The sequence below is a fragment of the Pseudomonas sp. OV226 genome, from assembly GCF_003148705.1.
GTDB lineage: Bacteria > Pseudomonadota > Gammaproteobacteria > Pseudomonadales > Pseudomonadaceae > Aquipseudomonas.
Window position 1 is genome coordinate 432,357 of sequence record NZ_QGGS01000002.1, and the last position, 18,801, is coordinate 451,157.

Here is an 18,801-nt window from a genome sequence, read left to right on the forward strand (position 1 = left end):
GTCAGTTCCCCAGCTTTTGCGCAGTCTTCGCCAAGCGCAGGCCCAAGGCCCGGCACAGCGCGACTTCGTGTTCGTTCAAACCGCTTTTGCCATCGGCCCCGGCGTGATGGCTGGCGCCGTAGGGCGTGCCGCCACCACGGGTTTCCAGCAAGGCCGACTCGCTGTAAGGCAGGCCGGTGATCAGCATGCCGTGGTGCAGCAGTGGCAACATCATCGACAGCAGAGTGGTTTCCTGGCCGCCGTGCAGGCTGGCTGTGGAGGTGAACACGCCAGCCGGTTTACCCACCAGCGCACCGGTCAGCCACAGGTTGCTGGTGCCGTCGAGAAAGTACTTGAGCGGTGCCGCCATGTTGCCGAAACGGGTCGGGCTGCCCATGGCCAGGCCCGCGCAGTTCTTCAGGTCGTCGAGGCTGGCGTACAGCGCGCCTTCGTCCGGGATGTCTGGCGACACGGCTTCGCATTCAGTGGAAATCGCCGGCACGGTGCGCAGGCGCGCTTCCATACCGGACTGCTCGACGCCACGGGCAATCTGGCGGGCCATTTCATTGGTCGAACCGCTGCGGCTGTAATACAGAACCAGAATGTACGGTGCACTCACGGTAGCAACTCCAGCACGTTCTCCGGCGGCCGGCCGATGATGGCTTTGTCGCCGACTTCGAGAATCGGTCGCTCCATGAGTTTCGGATGAGCCGCGATGGCCGCGATCACTTGTGCTTCGCTCAGGCTGGCGTCAGCGAGGTTCAGGGTCTTGTATTCGTCTTCGCCCGTGCGCAGCAATTGCCGGGCACTGATGCCCAGCTTGCCCAGCAGACTCTGGATTTGTGCGGCGTCCAGCGGGGTTTCCAGGTAACGGACCACGGTCGGCGTCAGGCCACGAGCTTCGAGCAATTCGAGCGCACCGCGGGATTTCGAGCAGCGCGGGTTGTGATAAAGCGTCAGATCGGTCATGTGCGGGTCGCTTCTTGCGTAAGGTGGCGGCTATTCTAACTGGGCAGCGCGTAATCCAGAACCTTGCGAGGCGATGGGTCGCAGGCGCATTCAATTTTGAACAAGGATCACGACATGACAAGGCGACTGGCAGCGGCATTGGCGATTTTCGGGGCGTTGATGCTGGGGGGCTGCGGCAATGACTATGGTATTGACCAGGACGGTCACAAGGTTGCTGCCAATCGCCTGGATGGCAAATGGCTGGTGCTTAATTACTGGGCTGAATGGTGTGGCCCTTGCCGCACCGAGATTCCGCAGTTGAACGCGTTGGCCGATCAATTGAAGGACAAGAAGATCGGCGTGTTCGGGGTCAATTTCGACAACGTGCAGGGCGAGGAACTGAAAAGCGCCAGCGAGAAACTGGGGATCAAGTTCACGGTACTGGCTTCAGACCCGGCCGATCTTTTTGAATTGCCGCGCAGTGAAGCCTTGCCGGTGACGTACATCATCGATAACAAAGGCAAGGTGCGTGAACAACTGATGGGCGAGCAGACCGCGGCGGGGGTGATGGCCAAGCTTGAGGCGTTGCAGGCGAAGAACTAGCCGTAACGCGATTTGTAGCAGCTGGCGCAGCCTGCGTCCGGCTGCGCAGCAGTCGTAAACCCTGAAAATGCAGTCGTTCTGTATGACCGCATAGCCTGATTTCACGGCAGCTTCGCAGCCGGACGCAGCCGGACGCAGGCTGCGCCAGCTGCTACAGGGAGCGGCGTCGTCCTCAACCCTCACCTTGATAGTTCCCACGCAGAGCATGGGAGCGATCATCAGCGGGGGATCAACCCTCTTCGAGCCACAAACGCAGCGGCTTTCCTTCCGCCGGCCAGAAGCGCATCTGGTCGATCGGTGAAATATCCCAGCGTTGCACACCTTCCAGCGCCTCCAGGAAGCGCTTTTCCTGCTCCATGAGCGCGGGTGCGCAGAGTTTGCGGGTGCTGCCGATTTTGCCGAAGGTCAGATTGTCGCCATCCAGGGTATACGGCGCGAACCAATGGTTGCAGCCGCCATTGCCATAGGCCCGACCGTCGTCACCCAGGGTAATGGTCAGGTGGCTGTAGTCGATCAACGGACGATCGCCGATCCATTCCAGAATGTAGCTACGATTTTGTTGCAGTTGCACCGGCTCGGCGGCGCAGCCCAGCAGGCTGGCACCGACCATAGTGGTCAGAGCGAGGCGTTTCATCACACAGGCTCCTGGCATTTCGGGCACAGGTGTTTGTCGCTAACGGTGGCCCAGCCCAATTCGGCAATCCGCGCGGTGGCAGCGGGCTTTTCAGCCTTGTTGCCGAGCTTGGCGTCGACCGCGAACTCGAAGCTCAGTGCCTTGGCGCAACTGTCGCAATTGACTTCCCACGTGTGGATCCCCAACTCGCCGAACACCGGACCACTGCTCACCGCGACCCATTGGCCCGGCGGGTTGATCAAGTGACGAACGGTTTCGACGGTCAGGCGCATGGACAAGTCCTTGCTGCCTTTAAGGGTGACTACCAGCACATCGCCAATCCGGATCGAGCCGCCGTTGCCGGTGACTTGATAACGCCCCGGCACCAGGGCGCGGCATTCGGTAAGGGTGTGTTGCGGGCTCATCAGGGTGTAGCGGAAATCGTGTTCGACCATGGGTCCTCCAAATATGCGCGGTATGCTATCACGGGCCTGCACGCAGCATGGCGCGGGTAGATGACCTTCGATCAGGTTCAAATGACCTGCCGACTCATGGCACACTGCCGCTTTTGCATCTCTAAGGAACGGACATGGCGTTAATCGAATGTTATGAGTGCAAGCAGAGCATCAGCTCCACGGCGCCTGCTTGCATTCATTGCGGTGCACCCGCGGCAACGGTGCAAGCGGCCACTTCGACGGCAACGCCTGTGCAGGCGCCTCTTTCGTTCGGGCGTTTACCGACGGACGAGAAAGTGGCCCGGGTGACCCCGGCCGCGTTCGGGCGTAAGCGCAAAACCGCGGTCGAAGCCGACGTTCAGTCGCCGGCATCCGCACCGACACCGGCACTCGATGGGACACGTCCGGTAGAGCTGTGGCTGAAACTGATGATTTTCTTTCTGCCGCCGTTTTTTGTCTGGTTCCTGCTGCGCCGCGGGCATTCCCTCGGGCAGCGCCTGCTGGGTTTTGGCTGGTTGGCGTTGATGATCCTGTTGTCGAAGGCCTGACCCGGTCAGCCCTCGACCCGATTCTGCGGCGCACCGGCAGCCCAGGCTGCGATGTTCTGCAGGGTCGTCGCGGCAATCGCGCCCAGGGCTTCACGGGTCAGGAAGGCCTGGTGCGCGGTGATGATCACGTTCGGAAAGGTCAGCAGCCGCGCCAGCACATCATCCTGCAACGGGAGGTCCGAGCGATCCTCGAAAAACAGCTGCGCCTCTTCTTCATACACATCCAGCCCCAGATAGCCCAATTGGCCGTCCTTTAACGCGTCAATCAGCGCCGGCGTGTCTACCAGGCCACCACGCCCGGTGTTGATCAGCATCGCGCCGGGTTGCATGTGTGCCAGTGACTCGCGATTGATCAGGTGTTTGCTCTGCTCGTTGAGTGGGCAATGCAGGCTGATGATCTGCGACTCGGCCAGCAGCTGCGGCAAACTCAGATAACGCGCGCCCAGGGCTTCGACTTGCGGGTTGGGGTAGGGGTCATAGGCCAGCAACTGGCAGCCGAAACCATTCATGATCTTGGCGAACGTCGCGCCGATCTGCCCGGTGCCGACCACGCCGACGGTCTTGCCCACCAGATCGAAGCCGGTCAGCCCGTGCAGGCTGAAGTCGCCTTCGCGGGTGCGGTTGTAGGCTCGGTGCAAGCGGCGGTTGAGGGCCAGGATCAGCGCCACTGCGTGTTCGGCCACGGCGTGTGGGGAGTAGGCCGGGACGCGCACGATCGCAAGGCCCAGGCGTTTGGCCACAGGCAGATCGACATGGTTGAAACCGGCCGAACGCAGAGCGATCAGGCGCGTACCGCCCACGGCAAGACGTTCAAGCACCGGGGCGCTGAGGTCGTCATTGATGAAGGCGCAGACCACCTCGTGCGCGTCTGCCAGCGCTACGGTATCCAGGCTCAGCCGCGCTGATTGAAAGTGCAGCTCGATTCCGGCGGGCAGGTCGGCGCCCAGAAAGCTGTCACGGTCGTAAGTCTGGCTGCTGAAAAGTATCGTGCGCATGCAATCCTCCATTTAACTCATGCTGTAGGTAGCAGCTGGCGAAGCCTGCGTCCGGCGGCGCAGCCGTCGTAAATCCGGCAAACGCGGTTTCCCTGAAAGAGCGCAGTGCCTGATTTTACGACGGCTGCGCCGCCGGACGCAGCCTTCGGCAGCTGCTACACGGGCCAGCTTAGCGCCGATGGTGATCGGCGCCATTGCGCTGTGTCAGGCATTGATCCGGGCGTGAGCGGCGAGACGATTGATCGCTCGTTCGAGCTCCTCCAATGCGCCGGGTGCTTTCGGGTCCTGTTGCTTGAGCAGTGTTTCACTGCGCTGGCAGGCGGCGCGCAGTTGCGGGACGCCACAGTAACGGGTGGCCCCGTGCAAGCGATGGACGCGCTCGATCAAAGCAGTCTGGTCGTTGCTGTCCCGGGCCATGCGAATGGCCTCGCGGTCGGCTTCTAGCGAGGCCAGCAACATCGCGAGCATGTCCGCCGCCAGATCCGCCTTACCCGCCGCCAGGCGCAAACCTTCTTCGGGGTCGAGTACCTGCAAGTCATGCGCGCTGCCGTGGCTGTCGCTGGAACGTTCCGGCCCGTGGTTGCGCAATGCCAGGCCTGTCCACTTCAGCACCACTTGCGCCAGTTGCCGCTCGCTGATGGGCTTGGTCAGGTAATCGTCCATGCCGCTTTGCAGCAGCGCACGTTTTTCATTGGCCATGGCGTGAGCGGTGAGGGCCACGATCGGCAGCGGTGTGCAATGCCGTTCACTTTCCCACTGACGAATCGCTTCGGTACTTTGGCGTCCGTCCATGCCGGGCATTTGCACGTCCATCAACACCAGGTCGAAGGTTTCGGTCTGCACGGACTTGACCGCCGCGTAACCGCTGTCCACGGCCAATACCTTGGCGCCCATGTCTTCGAGCAGGGTTTGCACCAACAGCAGGTTGGCCGGGTTGTCGTCGACGCACAGCACCTTCGGCGCACGACTCGACACCGGTTCGCCGGGTTCGCTGCGCTGCTGGCGCGGGTTGACCAGATCGGACAAGGCGCGACGCAGTTTGCGGGTGCAGGCCGGTTTGGCCTGCAACTGGCTGTGCGGGTTGGGGACCGAGAGATGAAACAACGTCTGCTCGGTGGTCGGGCACAGCACCAGGACTTTGCAGCCCAGGTGTTCGAGGTCCCAGATGTGCTGGTTCAGTCGCTCCGGTGGCATGTCGTTGCTGGTGATGCCAAGTACCGCCAGGTCGATGGCCTGATCGGTCTGGTGCGCGCCGGTCACGCCATTGGCCAGGTTTTCCAGGGTATTGAACGGCGTTACGCTCAGGCCGCAGTCTTCCAGTTGGTGCTGCAATGCCTGCCGGGCCAGTTCATGGTTTTCCAGCACTGCCACCCGACGCCCGAGCAGGGGCGCGGCAGGCAGATCTTCGGCGTCATCGCGAGTCTTGGGCAGGCTCAGGCTGATCCAGAATTCCGAACCTTCACCCGGTGTGCTGTCGACGCCAATTTCGCCACCCATCTGTTCGATCAGTCGCTTGGAAATTACCAACCCCAGGCCCGTGCCGCCGGGTTGCCGGGACAACGAGTTATCGGCCTGGCTGAAGGCCTGGAACAGTGCGCGCACGTCCTGGTTCGACAGACCGATGCCGGTGTCCTGAATGCTGATGCGCAGTTGCACGCTGTCTTCATGCTCTTCTTCAAGCATGGCGCGGGCCACGATGGTGCCTTCGCGGGTGAACTTGATCGCGTTGCTCACCAGGTTAGTGAGGATCTGTTTGAGTCGCAGCGGATCGCCGACCAGCGACAGCGGCGTGTCGCGATACACCAGGCTCACCAGTTCCAGCTGTTTGGCATGGGCCGCCGGGGCGAGAATGGTCAGGGTGTCCTGGAGCAGGTCGCGCAGGTTGAACGGAATATTGTCGAGCACCAGTTTGCCGGCCTCGATTTTCGAGAAGTCGAGGATTTCGTTGATGATCCCCAACAGGCTGTCGGCGGATTTTTCGATGGTGCCCAGGTAGTCGAGCTGGCGCGGCGTCAGTTCGCTTTTTTGCAGCAAGTGCGTGAAGCCGAGAATGCCGTTGAGCGGCGTGCGGATTTCATGGCTCATGTTGGCCAGGAACTCGGATTTGATCCGGCTCGCTTCCAGGGCTTCCTTGCGCGCCAGGTCCAGCTCGATGTTCTGGATCTCGATGGTTTCCAGATTCTGGCGCACGTCTTCGGTGGCCTGGTCGACGCTGTGCTGCAATTCTTCCTGAGCGTTTTGCAATGTGCCGGCCATGCGGTTGATGCCGGAGGCCAGTTCATCCAGTTCCTGGCTGCCGAGCGGCGGCAGGCGGGTTTCCAGATGCCCGTCCTTGAGTTGCGCCACCGCCAGTTTGATCTGGCTGATCGGCCGGTTGATGGTCCGGCCCATCCGCAGGGCCAGCAGCGCCGCGCCGGCCAGGCCTGCGGCAATCATCAGCAGGCTGGCGAACAGGCTGCGGTAGCCGCGCAACAACATGCCGTTGTGGGATAACTCGATTTCGACCCAGCCCAGCAGTCGGTTGGCTTCTTCGGGGATCAAGTCGCCGGCCAGGTTGCGGTGTTTGCCAAACACCGGCAGCAAGTAGCGCGTGGCATCGTTGCCGCTGCGGCGCAGCATCTGCGAACCGTTGCCCAACGGTGCACTGTTGAGCATGGTCGGGCCGGCATGGGCGAGCGACGTGCGGTCAGGGGCGAGGAACGTCACTGCGCGCACGTCCGCGGTTTCCAGCGCCTGGGTGGCAATGCGCTCCAGCAGTTCACTGTCCTTGTGACTCATGGCCGGAGCCACCAGGGGCGCCAGTTGTTCGGCAATCATTTCGCCGCGCTGCAACAGTTGGGTTTGCAGGTCGGATTGCTGCATCCAGGTGAAATAGCCGCCCAGGACCAATGCCATCAGAGTGGTTGGCAACAGGGTCAGCAACAGCACGCGGCCTTTAATTCCCAGTTTCGTGAGCACGCATCTCTCCTGCATCCAGCGATTGATTGACCTGCGTGTACGTCCGGTACGCGCCACCCGGGCAGTGTAGCGATTTGCAGGCAGGCAATCTTCGTAAAATTGATGTCGTCATTCGTCGGCTGGCGGGCGGCTTTTGCCTCAAAGGCAAACCTTGGGTTGCCCATCGATGGGCAATCTTGAATAATCATCAACTGAGAATTATTTGCAGATACTCATGACTCCCATCTCTATCGGCCACCCCCGAATCCTTTCCATCGAAGACGACCTGGTGCTCGGGGCGTATGTGCATGAGCATTTGGGCCGTTGCGGCTTTCAGGTGACCTGGTGCCAGAACGGCCAGGAAGGTCTGGCCATCGCGCGTCAGCAGGCCTTCGATGTGGTGTTGATGGATATTCTGTTGCCGGGCCTCGACGGGCTCAATGTATTGACGCAGTTACGCCAGAGCCACTCCACGCCTGTGGTGCTGATGTCCGCGCTGGGCGCCGAAGAGGATCGTATCAGCGGTTTTCGCCTGGGTGCCGATGATTACTTGCCGAAACCCTTCAGCATGGCCGAATTGCGTGTGCGCATCGAAGCGATCCTGCGCCGGGTGGCGCTCGACCGTCGACCGCCACCGGTGCCGTCAGCGGTTGAAAGCGAGACGGGCGGCCTGCGTTTTGACGATGAGCTGTGCGAAGTTTTTCATGGCAAACACGCCGCCGGCCTCACCCGCAGCGAGTATCGATTGCTGGAAACGCTTAACCGCAGCGGTGATGAAGTACTGAGCAAAGCCTTCCTTTATCAACACGTACTGCAACGCGGCTACGCGGCCCATGACCGCAGTCTCGACATGCACGTCAGCCAGATTCGCCGCAAGCTCAAAGGTATCGGCTACACCGCGCGCGAAGTGCGAACGGTGTGGGGCAAAGGCTACGTATTGAGTGCGGCCGATGAAGTGGTCTGACCTGCCGGGGCGGCACTCACTGTTCTGGAAACTGGCGTGTTTGCTGGTGGCGTTCTGTTTGCTGATGATCTGGCTGAGCTGGTCGTGGGGCCGGTACATGGAGCAGCGCAACCAGTTTCTGTCCGATGAGGCCCGACGCACCCTGGCGGGCTATGCCGTCGAGGCTGAACAGGCGTGGCGCCAGGGACAAAGTGACGGCGTCGATCGTTGGCTGCAGGGGATGCAGGAACGCGAAAAGGGCTGGGTTGGTGTCATTGGCGGTGATTTGCAGACATTGAGCAATCAGCCACTGACGGGCAAGGAAATCGAGCGTCTGACCTTTCTGCGTGGCCTCGATTGGCCTATTCACAAGCAAGGCCGACCTTGGCTGCGCATACCGTTTCCCAGTGATCCAAGCGTCGGCAATCTGGTGATCGAACTGCCCCAGCGGTTCTTGCCCGGGCGTTACAGGACCTTCTGGCGCGTGATTACCAACGGGGTGATTCCAGGGCTGTTTACCTTGCTGCTGTGTGTCGGCCTGTATCGACTGCTGGTGGTGCCGTTGAACAGTCTGCGTGAACAGGCCAACGCCTGGCGCGCCGACCAGTTGAATGTGCGCTTGTCGAGCAGCACCACCAATCGTTCGGATGAACTCGGTGAGCTGGGCAGGGCCTTCGATCACATGTCCGAGCGCCTGCAAAGCACGGTGGCCCTGCAGCAACAATTGTTGCGCGACCTTTCCCACGAACTGCGCACGCCGCTGAGCCGCTTGCGGGTGGCCAGCGAAAGCGAGCAGGAGCTGACGGCGTTGCGTGAGCGCATTGGCCGGGAAGTCGATGGCATGCAGCGTCTGGTGGAAGACACGTTGCAACTGGCCTGGCTTGACACCGAGCGATCACCGCTGCCCGATGAGGCGATCCAGATTCAGGCTCTGTGGGAAATGCTCACGGAAAACGCCTGCTACGAAAGCGGTTGGCCGGTCAGTCAATTGCGCTGCACGGTGGACTCGACCTGCTGGGTTCGCGGCAACCTCAACACCCTGGCGCAGGCACTTGAAAACATCCTGCGCAATGCTATTCGTCATTCGTCCGAGGGCGGCGTTGTAAGTCTCGGTGGGCAGCGCGATGGCGATTTCTGGCATGTGTGGCTGGAAGATCAGGGCGGTGGGGTGGCCGAGGCGGATCTTGAACGGATCTTTTCGCCGTTTACTCGGCTAGACGGTTCGCGACCGGGGGATGGCGGGTTTGGCTTGGGATTGAGCATTGCCAGGAATGCGGTGCAGCGTCAGGGCGGGCAGCTTTGGGCCGAAAACACCGGGGTTGGGTTGCGACTAAATATGCGGTTGGTGGCTGAAATTGATGGTGTGAGTGATGACGCCATCGCGAGCAAGCTCGCTCCTACAGTACAGGTGTGTCGCCCACAAAGGGTGTGATCACCCCGATCCCCATGTAGGAGTGAGCCTGCTCGCGATGAGGCCCTCCCAGCCACCAAGAAGCTGGTTTTTCCGGAGCGTTCCCGTTCTTTTGTACGACCTTTCCTAAAGGGTATTGCCGACACCTACTGCCTGACTTAACGCAATAGACTCGCGTTTTTTCTCGGCCTCAAGGAGTTCGGCATTAATCCATCCAGCGTCCCCGACGACCGCTTCAATGAAGTGCTTGCACTGATTCAAAGTGCCAAACAGCAGGCGATGCAGGCGGTGAACACCCAGCTGATCGAACTGTATTGGCAGGTCGGTGCTTACATCAGTCGCAAGCTCGAAAAAGCCGAATGGGGCGATTCTGTGGTCGGTCAGTTGGCGGAACATCTGGCTCAGACTCAACCTGGGTTGCGCGGATTTACCCGGTCGAATTTGTTCCGCATGCGCCAATTCTATGAGATTTATTGTACGGAGGAGAAAGTCGCACCACTGGTGCGACAATTGTCCTGGTCGCACAACCTGATCATTTTCGGCCAGAGCAAACGCTCGGAAGAGCGGGAGTTTTACGTCCGTCTGTCGGTTCAAGAAAAATAGTCGAAGCGCGAACTGGAGCGTCAGTTCAAAGCAGCACTGTTCGAGCGAAGCGTGACCCAACCAGCAAAAACCTCAGCGATGCTGAGACAAACCCACCCGGCAGCACTTGAGATATTCCGTGACGGCTACATGCTCGAGTTTCTCGACCTGCCCGGTGGCCATGCCGAGACCGATCTGCAAAAAGGGTTACTGGCGCGCCTAAAAGAATTCCTGAGCGAGCTCGGTCGCGACTTCTGCTTTGTCGGTTCCGAGTATCCGCTGTAAGTGGGTGGGTGTGATTTTGCATTGGATCTGCTGTTCTTCCACCGTGGCCTTAATTGTCTTGTAGCCATTGAGCTGAAGGTCGGTCGTTTTAAGCCGGAGTACCTGGGCAAGCTGGACTTCTATCTGGAAGCGCTGGACCGCAATGTACGCAAGCCCCACGAAAATCCGGCCATTGGTGTGTTGCTGTGTGCCAGCAAGGATGACGAAGTGGTGGAGTACGCCCTGAACCGCAGCCTCTCACCAGCATTGATCGCCGAATATCAAGTCCAGCTTCCAGACAAGCAATTGTTGCAGGCCAAGTTGCATGAGTTCTATGCGTTGAATGTCGCGCATGAAGAGCAATGCTGAGGCAGCCGCTTATTCCCATAAGCCATAAGCACCGCACTTTGCGTGATATGGCCTGCGAACGTTTGCCGGTATGATAGGCGCCCCCGCAGTCTGGATTGCGAATACGCCATGACCTTGCAGTACCCAACCATCGCCGATTGCGTCGGCAACACTCCGCTGGTCCGTTTGCAGCGCCTGCCCGGCGTCACCAGCAATACCCTTTTGCTCAAGCTCGAAGGGAATAACCCGGCGGGTTCGGTCAAGGACCGTCCGGCGCTGTCGATGATCACCCGCGCCGAGTTGCGCGGGCAGATCCACGCCGGCGATACGTTGATCGAAGCGACTTCGGGTAACACCGGGATTGCGTTGGCCATGGCCGCCGCGATCAAGGGTTACAAGATGATCCTGATCATGCCGGATAACTCCAGCGCCGAACGTAAAGCCGCGATGACGGCTTATGGCGCCGAACTGATCCTGGTCACCCAGGAAGAAGGTATGGAAGGCGCCCGCGATCTCGCTCAGCGGATGGAAGCCGAAGGCCGTGGCAAGGTGCTGGACCAGTTCGCCAACGGTGACAATCCGCAAGCGCACTACACCACCACCGGCCCGGAAATCTGGCGTCAGACCGAGGGCACCATTACCCATTTCGTCAGTTCGATGGGCACCACCGGCACTATCATGGGTGTCTCGCGCTACTTGAAAGAGCAGAGCGAGAGCGTGCAAATCATCGGCCTGCAACCGATGGAAGGCTCGGCGATCCCGGGCATCCGCCGCTGGCCGCAAGAATACCTGCCGAAGATTTATCAGGCTGATCGCGTAGACCGCATCGTCGACATGGCGCAAAGCGAAGCCGAAGACGTGACCCGTCGTCTGGCCCGCGAAGAAGGCATTTTCTGTGGCGTGTCCTCGGGCGGTGCAGTGGCAGCGATGTTGCGACTGTCCAAAGAAGTTGAAAACGCGGTGATCGTCGCGATCATCTGCGACCGTGGCGACCGTTACTTGTCGACCGGCATTTTCGACGCGCCCAACTGATGGCCAAGCACGAGAGAGGCCTGCGCTTCCAACCCACGGGCGGCAGCAAGGCCCCACAAATCCCGACCGGCAAAAAGCAGCGCTTGACCATCGAGCGCCTGGCCAATGACGGTCGCGGTATCGCATTTTTCGAAGGTCGCACCTGGTTCGTCATCGGCGCATTGGCCGGTGAAGACGTCGAGGCGCGGGTGTTGGGTGCCCACGGCAAAGTGGTCGAGGCGCGCACCGAACGCGTGTTCCAGGCCAGTGAACTGCGACGCCCGGCGCCGTGCCCGCATGCCGGTCGTTGCGGCGGTTGCAGCGTGCAACATCTGCCACACAACGAACAATTGGCCCTGAAACAGCGCATGCTCGCCGAGCAGCTGTCGAAGGTCGCCGGTGTCGAACCGCAAGAATGGGCGGCGCCGTTGAGTGGCCCGGAATTCGGTTACCGCCGTCGCGCCCGGGTTGCAGTGCGCTGGGACATGAAGGCGAAAAAGCTCGAGGTAGGTTTCCGCGCGGCGGGCAGTCAGGACATCGTCGCGATTAACGAATGTTCAGTGCTGGTTCAGCCATTACAGCCGATCATGACCCGCTTACCGGAAATGCTGCGTCGCTTGAGCAAGCCTCAGGCGCTGGGGCATGTGGAATTGTTCAGCGGCTCGTCGCTGGCGGTCTTGCTGCGGCACATGGCGCCGTTGTCTGACGCTGACCTGACGATCCTCAAGGATTTCTGCGCGTTCCACGAAGCGCAGTTGTGGCTGCACGGTGACGGCGAGCCGCAACCGGTCGATGCCGATCAGTCGCTGGGTTATCGTCTGGCGTCGTGGGATCTGGATCTGGCGTACCGGCCGGGAGATTTCATCCAGGTCAACGCCGGCGTCAACGAAGCGATGATCGCCCAGGCGCTGGAATGGCTGAAGCCGCAACCGGATGAACGCGTTCTCGACCTGTTCTGCGGGTTGGGCAATTTTGCATTGCCGCTGGCCAAAGCCGTTCGCGAAGTGGTGGCGGTCGAAGGTGTGCAGACGATGGTCGAGCGTGCTGCCGCGAACGCCGCTAGCAATAATCTGAATAACGCGAAGTTTTTTCAGGCCGATTTATCCCAGCCTTTGGCTGATGCCGAATGGGCCCGCGAAGGCTTTTGTGCGGTACTCTTGGACCCACCGCGTGACGGTGCTTTCGAGGTGGTGCGCAAGCTCAAGACCTTGGGCGCCGAGCGATTGGTGTATGTGTCGTGCAACCCGGCAACGCTGGCGCGCGACACAGTTGAGTTGATCAAGCAGGGCTACCGGTTAAAACGTGCCGGGATTCTCGATATGTTTCCTCAAACGGCACATGTCGAGGCCATGGCGTTATTTGAAGCGAGCTAGGATGGCTCGTCTGGTCCGACTGGCCCGCCCGAGCAGCGCTCGCATGAGCCCCGTGAGCGCAATCGGGCAACGAAGGTCAGCGATTTGACGCATTGAATCTGCGTCGTAGGGAAGGTAAGCAAGATGGTACAGGTGAGAGCACACCAGCCGATCAACACAGACGGCAGTATCAATCTCGAGGCTTGGCTCGATCATGCGGTCAGTGTCGATCCGGCACTGGATCGCGAAGCCTTGAAGGAGGCGTGCGAGTTCGCTCGCATGTCGGAACAACAGGCCAATGCGGCGAAGAATCTCTGGTCCGAAGGGACCTCGAGTTTCCGCACGGGCCTTGAGATCGCCGAGATTCTCGCCGACCTCAAACTCGATCAGGATTCACTGGTCGCCGCGATCTTGTACCGTGGCGTGCGCGAAGGCCAGATCGAGTTGCCTGCCATCAGCCAGCGCTTCGGCCCGGTGGTGGCCAAGCTGATCGATGGCGTGCAGCGCATGGCGGCGATCAGCGACAGCCTGAGCCCACGCAAATCCCTGGTGCTGGGCACTCAGGGCCAGGTCGAAAACCTGCGCAAAATGCTGGTTGCCATGGTCGATGACGTACGCGTCGCACTGATCAAGCTGGCTGAACGCACCTGCGCGATTCGTGCGGTGAAAACCGCCGACGACGAAAAGCGCAATCGCGTCGCCCGCGAAGTCTTCGACATCTATGCGCCACTCGCGCACCGTCTCGGTATCGGTCACATCAAGTGGGAACTGGAGGATTTGTCCTTCCGTTACCTTGAGCCTGACCAGTACAAGCAGATCGCCAAGCTGTTGCATGAGCGACGTCTGGATCGCGAACGCTTCATCAGCGACGTGATGACCCAACTCAAAAACGAATTGCAGGCCACCGGCGTCGATGCCGACATCAGCGGCCGGGCCAAACACATCTATTCGATCTGGCGCAAAATGCAGCGCAAGGGTCTGGAGTTCAGCCAGATCTACGACGTGCGCGCCGTTCGCGTGCTGGTGCCGGAAATGCGCGATTGCTACACCGCGCTCGGCATCGTCCACACCTTGTGGCGGCACATCCCGAAAGAATTCGACGACTACATCGCCAACCCGAAAGAGAACGGCTATCGCTCGCTGCACACGGCGGTGATCGGGCCTGAGGGCAAGGTGCTGGAAGTGCAGATCCGCACCCACGCCATGCACGAGGAAGCCGAGCTGGGCGTGTGCGCGCACTGGCGCTACAAGGGCACCGACGTCAAATCCGGTTCGAACCACTACGAAGAGAAAATCTCCTGGCTGCGTCAGGTCCTCGAGTGGCATGAAGAGCTGGGCGATATCGGTGGCCTGGCAGAACAGCTGCGGGTCGATATCGAGCCGGACCGGGTCTACATCTTCACCCCCGACGGTCACGCCATCGACTTGCCCAAAGGCGCGACACCGCTGGACTTCGCGTACCGGGTGCACACCGAGATCGGCCACAACTGCCGTGGCGCGAAGATCAACGGGCGCATCGTGCCGCTCAACTACAGCCTGCAAACCGGTGAACAGGTCGAGATCATCACCAGCAAGCACGGCACGCCGAGCCGCGACTGGCTGAACCCGAACCTGGGCTACATCACCACCTCGCGGGCACGGGCGAAGATTGTCCACTGGTTCAAATTACAGGCCCGCGATCAGAACGTTGCGGCCGGTAAAACCCTGCTTGAGCGCGAACTCAATCGCCTCGGCCTGCCAGCCGTAGATTTCGACAAGCTGGCCGACAAGGCCAACATGAAGACGGCCGAGGACATGTTCGCGGCGTTGGGCGCCGGTGATTTGCGCCTGGCGCAACTGGTGAACCTGGCGCAGCAACTGGTCGAGCCGGAACGCGGCAACGAGCAGTTGGAGCTGATCCCCCGCAAGGCCACCGGCTACAAGCCAGGCAAGCGCGGCGACATCCAGATCCAGGGTGTCGGCAACCTGATGACGCAAATGGCCGGCTGCTGCCAGCCATTGCCGGGCGATGCCATCGTCGGTTACATCACCCAGGGTCGTGGCGTGAGCATTCACCGTCAAGACTGTGCCTCGGTGCTGCAACTGGGCGGGCGCGAGCCAGAGCGGATCATCCAGGTCAGTTGGGGGCCGGTGCCGGTGCTCACTTACCCGGTGGACATCATCATCCGCGCCTACGACCGCTCCGGGTTGCTGCGTGACGTGTCGCAGGTGCTGCTCAACGAGCGGATCAACGTGCTGGCGGTCAACACCCGCTCGAACAAAGAGGACAACACCGCGTTGATGTCCCTGACCATCGAGATTCCGGGACTGGATGCGCTGGGGCGGTTACTGGGGCGGATTTCCCAGTTGCCGAACATCATCGAAACCCGCCGTAACCGGACGCCGTGAAACCGATCCCTGTAGGAGCCGAGCTTGCTCGCGATGGCGATTTACCTGATGTACCGCTATCGCGAGCAAGCTCGGCTCCTACGGGTTTTGCGATTCAGATGCAGAGAATGATTGATGTATTCACTTGAAGACTTGCTGCACTTGATGAACCGGCTGCGCGACCCGCAGTTCGGTTGCCCGTGGGACATCAAGCAGACCTACGAAACGATCGTCCCGCACACCCTTGAGGAAGCCTACGAAGTCGCTGACGCCATTGAGCGCGGTGACTTCGATCACTTGCAGGGTGAGCTGGGGGATTTGCTGTTCCAGGTGGTTTATTACAGCCAACTGGCGCGCGAAGAAGGGCGCTTTGAATTCGCCGGCGTGGTCGACAGCATTACCCGCAAGCTGATCCGTCGTCACCCTCATGTGTTTCCTACCGGTGATCTGTATGCGCCGGTGGACATATCGCGACTGAGTGAAGAGCAGGTCAAGCAGCGCTGGGAAGAGATCAAGGCCGAAGAGCGCGCCGAGAAGTCAGCGGCACCGTTGCAATTGTCGTTGCTCGACGATGTACCGGCCGCGCTGCCGGCATTGTCGCGCTCGGCGAAACTGCAGAAGCGCGCCGGGCAGGTCGGTTTCGACTGGCCAGACGCGTTGCCGGTGCTGGACAAGGTCCTCGAAGAGCTCGATGAAGTGCTCGAAGCGATGGCCGACAATGACTCGGCAGCGATTGCCGATGAGGTTGGTGACCTGTTGTTTTCGGTGGTCAATCTGGCGCGTCATCTCAAGGTCGATCCGGAAACCGCACTGCGTGGCGCCAACGGCAAATTCGAAAGACGCTTCCGTTTTATCGAACAGGCATTGCGCGACACCCACCGTCCCATAGAAGATTGCACCCTCGAAGAGTTGGACGCCCTGTGGGGCGAAGCCAAACGTCAGGAAAAGAATTTGACCAGCTGCGGTTGAGCAGTTGCCTAAGTGAGAAACAAGCACCATGAGCATTTCCCTTCGCGACCAGTTACTCAAAGCAGGGCTGGTCAACCAGAAGCAGGCCAAGCAGGTCAGCAAAGACAAGCAGAAACAGCAGCGCCTGGCCCACAAGGGCCAGATCGAACTCGATGATTCCCAGCAGCGTGCAGCGCAGGAAGCCATGGCCGAGAAGGTCAAGCGCGACCAGGAGCTGAACCGCCAGCAACAGGAAAAGGTCGAGGCCAAGGCTCGCGCCGCTCAGGTCAAGCAATTGATCGAAGTCTCGCGTCTGCCAAAGCTGACCACCGAGGACTACTACAACTTCGTCGACGACAAGAAGGTCAAGCGCATCTGCGTCAATACGCTGATGCGCAACAAGCTCAGCAACGGATCGCTGGCCATCGTGCACCATGCTGGCGGTTACGAAGTGATCCCGCGTGAAGCGGCACTGAAGATTCAGGAGCGCGATCCACAGCGTATCGTGCAGATGAACGTGAAGACTGAAGAAGTGGCGGCCGAGGACGATCCGTACGCGGCCTATCAGATCCCGGATGATCTGATGTGGTAAGCCGTTAAGGGCTTCATCAACGACAAACCCCGCTCATGGCGGGGTTTGTCGTTTTCAATGCTGTAGTTGCTCAGGCGCAGCGGTCAGGCGGATAGCAGCGCTCTTTGCTGTTCCAGTGTTTCGAGTTCCGCTTTGTAGTTATGCGCGTCAGTCTCGGAGTGAAACATCCCCACCAGCATGTCTTGTTGGTGGACATCCCAAATGCGGATACCGGCGGCTACACCCTCATGGGATTTATGTGAATCGTCGCGTTCAGTTACTTTTACAGTCATCTGCTAGCTCCAATCTCAATTACCTGCACCAAGGCATGTGCAGGCCTCTGTTATATGAGTTGTTAGCTTGCTAAGTAAACTGACGGATCTGGAAACAGACTTTTGCAGATTTGAATAAAATCCTGCAGCCCTTTAAGTGCGCGACATTCGGTCGCAGGCCCGTTGGTTTCATGACAAAAGCTTCATGTTCGACGGGCTCTTTGTAGCAGCTGGCGAAGCCTGCGTTCGGCTGCGCAGCAGTCGTGAATCAGGCAATGCGGTGTGCCAGGAAGACTGGATGCTCAGGTTTACGACTGCTGCGTAGCCGAACGCAGGCTTCGCCAGCTGCTACAGGGGATATTTCAGGCACAAAAAAAACGCCCCGAACCAGTCGGGGCGTTTTTCAATACAGCGAAACGGCGGGTATTACTTACCAGCCCAGCGCTTGAGTACCAGCGTGGCGTTGGTGCCACCGAAACCGAAGCTGTTGCTCATCACGGTGTCGATGGTGGCGTTTTCGCGAGTCTTGGTCAGGATTGGCATGTCTGCCACTTCTGGGTCCAGCTCGTCGATGTTGGCGGAGCCTGCCATGAAGTTGCCTTCCATCATCAGCATGCAGTAGATCGCTTCGTGAACGCCGGCGGCGCCCAGGGAGTGACCCGACAGGCTTTTGGTGGAGCTGATGGCCGGAGCCTTGTCGCCGAACAGTTCGCGCACACCTTTCATTTCCATGACGTCGCCGACCGGAGTCGAAGTGCCGTGGGTGTTCAGGTAGTCGATCGGTGCGTCAACGGTGGACATGGCCATCTGCATGCAGCGGATGGCGCCTTCGCCGCTTGGGGCGACCATGTCGTAGCCGTCGGAGGTCGCGCCGTAGCCAACGATTTCCGCGTAGATCTTCGCGCCGCGCGCCAGAGCGTGTTCCAGCTCTTCGACCACGACCATGCCGCCACCGCCAGCAATGACGAAACCGTCACGCTTGGCGTCGTAGGCACGGGAAGCTTTTTCCGGGGTTTCGTTGTACTGGCTGGACAGTGCGCCCATGGCGTCGAACAGGAACGATTGGCTCCAGTGTTCTTCTTCGCCGCCGCCAGCGAATACGATGTCCTGCTTGCCCATCTGGATCTGTTCCATGGCGGTACCGATGCAGTGAGCACTGGTGGCGCAGGCAGAAGCGATGGAGTAGTTCAGGCCCTTGATCTTGAACGGGGTGGCCAGGCAAGCGGAAACGGTGCTGCTCATGGTCCGCGTTACGCGGTATGGGCCAACGCGCTTCACGCCTTTCTCGCGCAGGATGTCCAGCGCTTCCATCTGGTTCAGCGTGGAGGCACCACCGGAACCGGCGATCAGGCCGGTACGCGGGTTGGAAACTTGTTCGTCGCTCAGACCGGAGTCAGCGATGGCGTCTTTCATGGCCAGGTAGGCGTAAGCCGCCGCGTGGCCGACGAAGCGATAGATCTTGCGATCGATCAGCTCTTCGAGGGGAAGGTCAATGGAGCCGGAAACCTGGCTACGCAGACCCATTTCGGCATATTCCGGGTTGAACCGGATGCCAGGGCGGCTTGCACGCAGGTTAGCGGAGACGGTCTCTTTGTCATTGCCCAGGCACGAAACGATGCCCAGACCAGTGATAACGACGCGGCGCATGCGAATA

The 18,801-nt window shown here is 60.1% G+C and carries 17 protein-coding genes and 1 pseudogene; 10 read left to right on the forward strand and 8 right to left on the reverse strand.

Annotated elements, in window-relative coordinates; genetic code table 11:
• Nucleotide 1 precedes the first annotated feature (1 nt).
• Both wrbA and arsC read right to left on the reverse strand, forming a co-directional pair.
• On the reverse strand, nt 2-598 hold the full coding sequence (gene wrbA, locus C7534_RS05115) for an NAD(P)H:quinone oxidoreductase (protein ID WP_046031615.1): 597 nt from the start codon (nt 596-598) through the stop codon (nt 2-4).
• Complete coding sequence (arsC, locus tag C7534_RS05120; RefSeq protein WP_046031616.1) at nt 595-948, reverse strand: arsenate reductase (glutaredoxin); 354 nt, start codon at nt 946-948, stop codon at nt 595-597. The genes wrbA and arsC overlap by 4 nt, the downstream gene beginning before the upstream one ends.
• Nucleotides 949-1,062: 114 nt before the next feature.
• Here arsC and C7534_RS05125 point away from each other — a divergent pair, with 114 nt between their 5' ends.
• Nucleotides 1,063-1,530, forward strand: coding sequence for a TlpA disulfide reductase family protein (locus C7534_RS05125; RefSeq protein WP_077431469.1), 468 nt, complete (start codon nt 1,063-1,065; stop codon nt 1,528-1,530).
• Between the two features lie 229 nt (nt 1,531-1,759).
• On the opposite strand, the gene C7534_RS05130 is transcribed toward C7534_RS05125, so the two are convergent.
• Together C7534_RS05130 and C7534_RS05135 are read right to left on the reverse strand one after the other, a co-directional pair.
• Nucleotides 1,760-2,164 (reverse strand): META domain-containing protein, encoded by a 405-nt coding sequence (locus tag C7534_RS05130; RefSeq protein ID WP_046031618.1) that lies wholly within the window; start codon nt 2,162-2,164, stop codon nt 1,760-1,762.
• Nucleotides 2,164-2,598: a hypothetical protein gene (locus C7534_RS05135; protein ID WP_046031619.1), complete on the reverse strand. Its 435-nt coding sequence runs from the start codon at nt 2,596-2,598 to the stop codon at nt 2,164-2,166. The genes C7534_RS05130 and C7534_RS05135 overlap by 1 nt, the downstream gene beginning before the upstream one ends.
• Before the next feature lie 134 nt (nt 2,599-2,732).
• On the opposite strand from C7534_RS05135, the gene C7534_RS05140 reads away from it, so the two are divergent.
• Nucleotides 2,733-3,146 carry a hypothetical protein gene (locus C7534_RS05140; protein ID WP_046031620.1) on the forward strand — a complete coding sequence of 138 codons (414 nt, stop codon included), beginning with the start codon at nt 2,733-2,735 and terminating at the stop codon, nt 3,144-3,146.
• Between the two features lie 5 nt (nt 3,147-3,151).
• On the opposite strand, the gene C7534_RS05145 is transcribed toward C7534_RS05140, so the two are convergent.
• Both C7534_RS05145 and C7534_RS05150 read right to left on the reverse strand, forming a co-directional pair.
• The gene (locus tag C7534_RS05145) at nt 3,152-4,141 is read right to left on the reverse strand and encodes a 2-hydroxyacid dehydrogenase (RefSeq protein ID WP_109785176.1); all 990 of its coding nucleotides are present in this window, start codon (nt 4,139-4,141) and stop codon (nt 3,152-3,154) included.
• A gap of 204 nt (nt 4,142-4,345) precedes the next feature.
• Entirely contained in the window at nt 4,346-7,099 is a 2,754-nt protein-coding gene (locus C7534_RS05150) for a response regulator (protein ID WP_109785177.1), read from the reverse strand.
• A gap of 214 nt (nt 7,100-7,313) precedes the next feature.
• Here C7534_RS05150 and C7534_RS05155 point away from each other — a divergent pair, with 214 nt between their 5' ends.
• From C7534_RS05155 to C7534_RS05190, 8 genes and pseudogenes are all read left to right on the forward strand, one after another.
• A complete protein-coding gene (locus C7534_RS05155) occupies nt 7,314-8,042 on the forward strand; it encodes a response regulator transcription factor (protein ID WP_046031623.1) in 729 nt (242 codons plus the stop codon).
• Complete coding sequence (locus C7534_RS05160) at nt 8,029-9,453, forward strand: sensor histidine kinase (RefSeq protein ID WP_046031624.1); 1,425 nt, start codon at nt 8,029-8,031, stop codon at nt 9,451-9,453. Before C7534_RS05155 ends, C7534_RS05160 begins: the two co-directional genes overlap by 14 nt.
• A gap of 183 nt (nt 9,454-9,636) precedes the next feature.
• Nucleotides 9,637-10,647 (forward strand): annotated as a pseudogene (locus tag C7534_RS05165) (PDDEXK nuclease domain-containing protein).
• Between the two features lie 108 nt (nt 10,648-10,755).
• Nucleotides 10,756-11,658 (forward strand): cysteine synthase CysM, encoded by a 903-nt coding sequence (cysM, locus tag C7534_RS05170; protein WP_046031625.1) that lies wholly within the window; start codon nt 10,756-10,758, stop codon nt 11,656-11,658.
• Nucleotides 11,658-13,010, forward strand: a complete 1,353-nt coding sequence (gene rlmD, locus C7534_RS05175; RefSeq protein ID WP_077431473.1) for a 23S rRNA (uracil(1939)-C(5))-methyltransferase RlmD — start codon at nt 11,658-11,660, stop codon at nt 13,008-13,010. Before cysM ends, rlmD begins: the two co-directional genes overlap by 1 nt.
• A 123-nt stretch (nt 13,011-13,133) precedes the next feature.
• Nucleotides 13,134-15,377, forward strand: coding sequence for a GTP diphosphokinase (relA, locus tag C7534_RS05180; RefSeq protein ID WP_109785178.1), 2,244 nt, complete (start codon nt 13,134-13,136; stop codon nt 15,375-15,377).
• Between the two features lie 114 nt (nt 15,378-15,491).
• A complete protein-coding gene (gene mazG / locus C7534_RS05185; RefSeq protein ID WP_109785179.1) occupies nt 15,492-16,325 on the forward strand; it encodes a nucleoside triphosphate pyrophosphohydrolase in 834 nt (277 codons plus the stop codon).
• A gap of 28 nt (nt 16,326-16,353) precedes the next feature.
• Nucleotides 16,354-16,896, forward strand: coding sequence for a DUF2058 domain-containing protein (locus tag C7534_RS05190; RefSeq protein ID WP_109785180.1), 543 nt, complete (start codon nt 16,354-16,356; stop codon nt 16,894-16,896).
• Between the two features lie 83 nt (nt 16,897-16,979).
• Here the strand turns inward: C7534_RS05190 and C7534_RS05195 are convergent, their stop codons facing one another.
• Nucleotides 16,980-17,168 carry a hypothetical protein gene (locus tag C7534_RS05195; protein ID WP_046031630.1) on the reverse strand — a complete coding sequence of 63 codons (189 nt, stop codon included), beginning with the start codon at nt 17,166-17,168 and terminating at the stop codon, nt 16,980-16,982.
• Between the two features lie 405 nt (nt 17,169-17,573).
• Nucleotides 17,574-18,794: a beta-ketoacyl-ACP synthase I gene (gene fabB, locus C7534_RS05200; RefSeq protein WP_046031631.1), complete on the reverse strand. Its 1,221-nt coding sequence runs from the start codon at nt 18,792-18,794 to the stop codon at nt 17,574-17,576.
• Nucleotides 18,795-18,801 lie beyond the last annotated feature (7 nt).

What these genes read in the sequence shown, in the direction of transcription:
- C7534_RS05140 (WP_046031620.1), top strand. Translation starts at nt 2,733, where the DNA reads ATGGCGTTAATCGAATGTTATGAGTGCAAGCAGAGCATCAGCTCCACG.
- mazG (WP_109785179.1), top strand. Translation starts at nt 15,492, where the DNA reads ATGTATTCACTTGAAGACTTGCTGCACTTGATGAACCGGCTGCGCGAC.
- rlmD (WP_077431473.1), top strand. Translation starts at nt 11,658, where the DNA reads ATGGCCAAGCACGAGAGAGGCCTGCGCTTCCAACCCACGGGCGGCAGC.
- C7534_RS05195 (WP_046031630.1), bottom strand. Translation starts at nt 17,168, where the DNA reads ATGACTGTAAAAGTAACTGAACGCGACGATTCACATAAATCCCATGAG.
- cysM (WP_046031625.1), top strand. Translation starts at nt 10,756, where the DNA reads ATGACCTTGCAGTACCCAACCATCGCCGATTGCGTCGGCAACACTCCG.
- C7534_RS05145 (WP_109785176.1), bottom strand. Translation starts at nt 4,141, where the DNA reads ATGCGCACGATACTTTTCAGCAGCCAGACTTACGACCGTGACAGCTTT.
- C7534_RS05135 (WP_046031619.1), bottom strand. Translation starts at nt 2,598, where the DNA reads ATGGTCGAACACGATTTCCGCTACACCCTGATGAGCCCGCAACACACC.
- C7534_RS05125 (WP_077431469.1), top strand. Translation starts at nt 1,063, where the DNA reads ATGACAAGGCGACTGGCAGCGGCATTGGCGATTTTCGGGGCGTTGATG.
- C7534_RS05190 (WP_109785180.1), top strand. Translation starts at nt 16,354, where the DNA reads ATGAGCATTTCCCTTCGCGACCAGTTACTCAAAGCAGGGCTGGTCAAC.
- C7534_RS05155 (WP_046031623.1), top strand. Translation starts at nt 7,314, where the DNA reads ATGACTCCCATCTCTATCGGCCACCCCCGAATCCTTTCCATCGAAGAC.
- arsC (WP_046031616.1), bottom strand. Translation starts at nt 948, where the DNA reads ATGACCGATCTGACGCTTTATCACAACCCGCGCTGCTCGAAATCCCGC.
- C7534_RS05130 (WP_046031618.1), bottom strand. Translation starts at nt 2,164, where the DNA reads ATGAAACGCCTCGCTCTGACCACTATGGTCGGTGCCAGCCTGCTGGGC.
- C7534_RS05160 (WP_046031624.1), top strand. Translation starts at nt 8,029, where the DNA reads ATGAAGTGGTCTGACCTGCCGGGGCGGCACTCACTGTTCTGGAAACTG.
- relA (WP_109785178.1), top strand. Translation starts at nt 13,134, where the DNA reads ATGGTACAGGTGAGAGCACACCAGCCGATCAACACAGACGGCAGTATC.
- fabB (WP_046031631.1), bottom strand. Translation starts at nt 18,794, where the DNA reads ATGCGCCGCGTCGTTATCACTGGTCTGGGCATCGTTTCGTGCCTGGGC.